General features: G+C 58.2%; 4 protein-coding genes. 2 read left to right on the plus strand and 2 right to left on the minus strand.

What is annotated here, in order from left to right; genetic code table 11:
* Nucleotides 1–712, plus strand: a 712-nt coding sequence (locus NUW23_15670; GenBank protein MCR4427594.1) for an extracellular solute-binding protein, incomplete at its 5' end; no start/stop codon positions are given.
* Nucleotides 713–719: 7 nt separating this feature from the next.
* Here the strand turns inward: NUW23_15670 and NUW23_15675 are convergent.
* Both NUW23_15675 and NUW23_15680 read right to left on the minus strand, forming a co-directional pair.
* Nucleotides 720–2,105, minus strand: coding sequence for a LuxR C-terminal-related transcriptional regulator (locus NUW23_15675; protein MCR4427595.1), 1,386 nt, complete (start codon nt 2,103–2,105; stop codon nt 720–722).
* 259 nt (nt 2,106–2,364) lie between these two features.
* Entirely contained in the window at nt 2,365–2,730 is a 366-nt protein-coding gene (locus NUW23_15680) for a hypothetical protein (protein MCR4427596.1), read from the minus strand.
* Nucleotides 2,731–2,928: 198 nt separating this feature from the next.
* On the opposite strand from NUW23_15680, the gene NUW23_15685 reads away from it, so the two are divergent.
* Nucleotides 2,929–3,207 (plus strand): transposase (locus tag NUW23_15685; protein ID MCR4427597.1); only part of this gene is annotated, 279 nt, incomplete at its 3' end.

The following is a 3,207-nucleotide window of genomic DNA, read 5'->3' on the forward strand; positions in this document are numbered from 1 at the left end:
CAAGAGCGAGGGACTTCTCCAGAGATACGTGTCGCCTGAGGCGGCCGCAGTGGTTAGCCCTGTCACGGACACAGATGGCTATTTCACCGCTGCCCGGCTGGGGACCATTGGCATCGCCTACAACACGAATAGAGTCAAAGTCCCGCCTGCAGTCTGGACCGATCTACTGAAACCGGAGTTCAAGGATGGCTTCGGGATTGCCAATCCAGCGATCTCGGGTACCGCGATGGTGAGCGTGTCCATGATAGCCAAGAACCTGGGATGGGACTACATCGAGAAGCTCAGAGCTAATGGGGCGAAAATGGGACAAGGCGCGAGTCAGGTAGTCGACGACACCGCCGTCGGAGACCTCAAGGCCTGTCTTGCTGTGGACTACATAGCGATCAACAAAATAGCGGAAGGAGCGCCGCTGGGGTTCGTATACCTGGACAAGATAATCGTGATTCCGGGACCAGTAGCGATTCTCAAAGGCACCCCAAACCTGGAGGCTGCCAAGCTATTCGTCGACTTCCTGCTGTCGCGCGAGGGGCAGACGATCGTAGCTGGGTCGTACACCCTCCCGTGCCGCAAGGATGTCCCGATCGTCGAAGGCGTGGGTCTCATTCCGCCCCAAGAAGCTGTGAAGCGGGCAATGTCGCTCGACTACATAAAGCTCAGGGCGGAGAAGGTGGAGATCATAGACAGGTTCGTGTCCATTATGACTCGCAAGTGACCCGTCTTCACTCGAAGTCATGCCAGTCGAGTCGGTGCAGGCCCTCGCTTACAGCCAGAAGCGATGCCTGAACGCGATCATGCACATCCAGCTTGCTATAGATTGAGCTGACGTAGTTCTTGACTGTCTGCTCAGCTACGCACAGGGTGCGCGCTATCTCTTTGTTGGAGTGGCCTTGTGACAGTAGTATGAGGACCTGCATCTCTTTCCTGCTGAGCTGCTGTTTCCATTCAGGGCGGGAGCGAGAACGAGGCAGGTCTTCCTGGCTGGGAGAGCCCTCTTTTTCGGTGCTCCCTGGAGTTTCGGCTTGAGTTCGAGCAATTGACGCGTTGACGACAGGCGGGACTTGCAGCCTGCGCCTGGGCCACAAGAGCATGAAGATAGCAGCAGTAGCCAGTGCGCCCGCGATCAGCCCGCCCGTCAGGGAGACGGGAAACGCGCGGGAGAAACCTCCATCGGCCTCCTTATCGAAGAGACCAGCCAGCGAGACTGGCACGAACACGCGCCAATCAGTGCCTTCAATTGACCTGAGAATCGCAACGACATCCTCGCCGTTGATTTTGGTCGTGAAGCTGCCGTCGGCCCGGTTTATCACAGCGCCCGAATAGAGCTCCTGCACATAGGAGATTCCTTCCAAGGGGTCTGCAGATCCATTTTCCCACAGGGGTGCAGAGATGATGCGCCCATCGCCATCAGCGACTACCGTGTAGTTGGTCTTAGCCGTGCCCACCGAGAAGTAGAAGTGATCGTGCAGGTAGTCGTTGACCACACGAGCCAGTTCGTCCGCCTGTATCAGGATGATCAGCACGCCAAGCGGGCTTTCCGTGAACAGGCCCTTTATCCGCCTGCCAACCATGACGCAGTCGATGCCCGTATGGGCGCAGTCTGGCTCGAATGTCCACGTCGGCTTGCCGTCAGCCTTTATCGCGCTCTTGTACGCCTCGGAGTTCCGAAGCGACTTGATGAACGAAGCCGGAAGCGACTCCCGCATCGTCAGTGCCTTTCGATTCTCGTTGCACTCGTCGAGAAACACAGCGTCGAATACTCCACGATAGCCGAATGTATATCCCTCCAGGAAATTCGAGAAGGTGTGGCTGTAAGGGGCGATCTCGTATGGATCTGGGCTGGCCACGCAGTCCGTCAGTAGCTGGTTCAGATCCTGATTTGCAACAAACTGGAATGTGGCATCCTCATAGGCCCTGAGGAAGGCCCGCAGGTTCGTTGTTGCTTGAGCCACGACCAGGTTGCAGTAGTCTGTCACCCTTCGATCAGGCTGCTCGGCATATCTGAGCGATACTAGACCAAGGATTGCCGCTGACCCTAACATAGCCAGAGCAAGCAAACGGCCGAGGTGCGCAGACAGGTTGCTTCTTTGCTGGTCGAGGGCCACCATGCCGGACACTCCTTGAGCGACTCTCGCCGAAGCTCCTGGGATTCGCCTTGAATAGTATTCTTGCCATCTCCCGGACATCCCTCCTTTTCCAGCGTTGGCCGGCAAATGCCCAGCCGGCTGTGCGGCGCCGACGATGCGCGGAAGCCGGCATTCGGGTAGGAAGCAAGGAGGCGAGCCCTTGACGGCACGGGCCGAGACTGCACATACAGTCCATTCTGCCTGGCCGGGGTAGCCCTCCTCGCCTCTCGACTCAGACCCGTTATCGTTCCCCGGGCCACTCGAACGAGATGTCTTGCCTGTTGATGGACTTGACGATTACGTTGACGACATCCCCTGCCTTTGCGCTAGCGGAGACCGCTTCGGAGTTTTGAATGGGGCCGACCCAGCGGTGGCCACCTGCCTCGTAGATTCCTTTCCATCCACCTTCATTCGTCTTTTCCTCAGAGAGGGTTACCTGAACTTTGGCCCCGGATTTGCAGGGCAGTTGCCAAGAACCGAGGTTACCGGGTGCCGCCGGCGCCCCACCAGTCCTGGGTGGGGCACTGATCACGCCTCGGGGCTGGTTCGGCCGGCCACCATGAAGGTCTTCACCTATCGGCCTGGTAGTCTCGTCTGGTTTCCTCATCCTCCCGTACCCTGCATTGGTCTTTGCCCCAATTCCCCAATTCCCAAGGGCCTCAAGTAGCAAAGCCATTGCCAAGCGGGTCCATGCCCTGCCGGAATCTCCTTGAACATCGCAGCGTAGAGAGTGGACCTGCCCCGTTTCCGTGGACACCCAGAGGCTTGGCGGTGTAGGGTATAGTCAGTGAGGAGGAATATCCGCATGCCTAGGACTAGACCACCGTACCCGCCGCAGTTTAGGGCAGAGGCCGTGAAGCTCGTCCAGACCAGTGGGAAGAGCCTTAAGGAGATCTCCACGGACCTTGGAGTGTCTGTCGAGTCCCTGCGCAATTGGGTGAAGCAGGCGGAGATAGACGAGGGTCAGCGTGACGGCTTGACTACCGCTGAACGCGATGAGCTCAGACGGCTCCGAAGGGAGAACCGGATCTTGCGTGAGGAGCGCGAGATCCTAAAAAAAGCCGCGGCCTTCTTTGCCAAGGAG

This window comes from Bacillota bacterium (assembly GCA_024655925.1).
In the GTDB taxonomy this organism is placed as follows: domain Bacteria; phylum Bacillota; class DTU025; order DTU025; family JANLFS01; genus JANLFS01.

Coding starts and splice junctions, on each gene's coding strand:
- NUW23_15675 (MCR4427595.1), bottom strand. CDS start 2,105: ATGGTGGCCCTCGACCAGCAAAGAAGCAACCTGTCTGCGCACCTCGGC.
- NUW23_15680 (MCR4427596.1), bottom strand. CDS start 2,730: ATGAGGAAACCAGACGAGACTACCAGGCCGATAGGTGAAGACCTTCAT.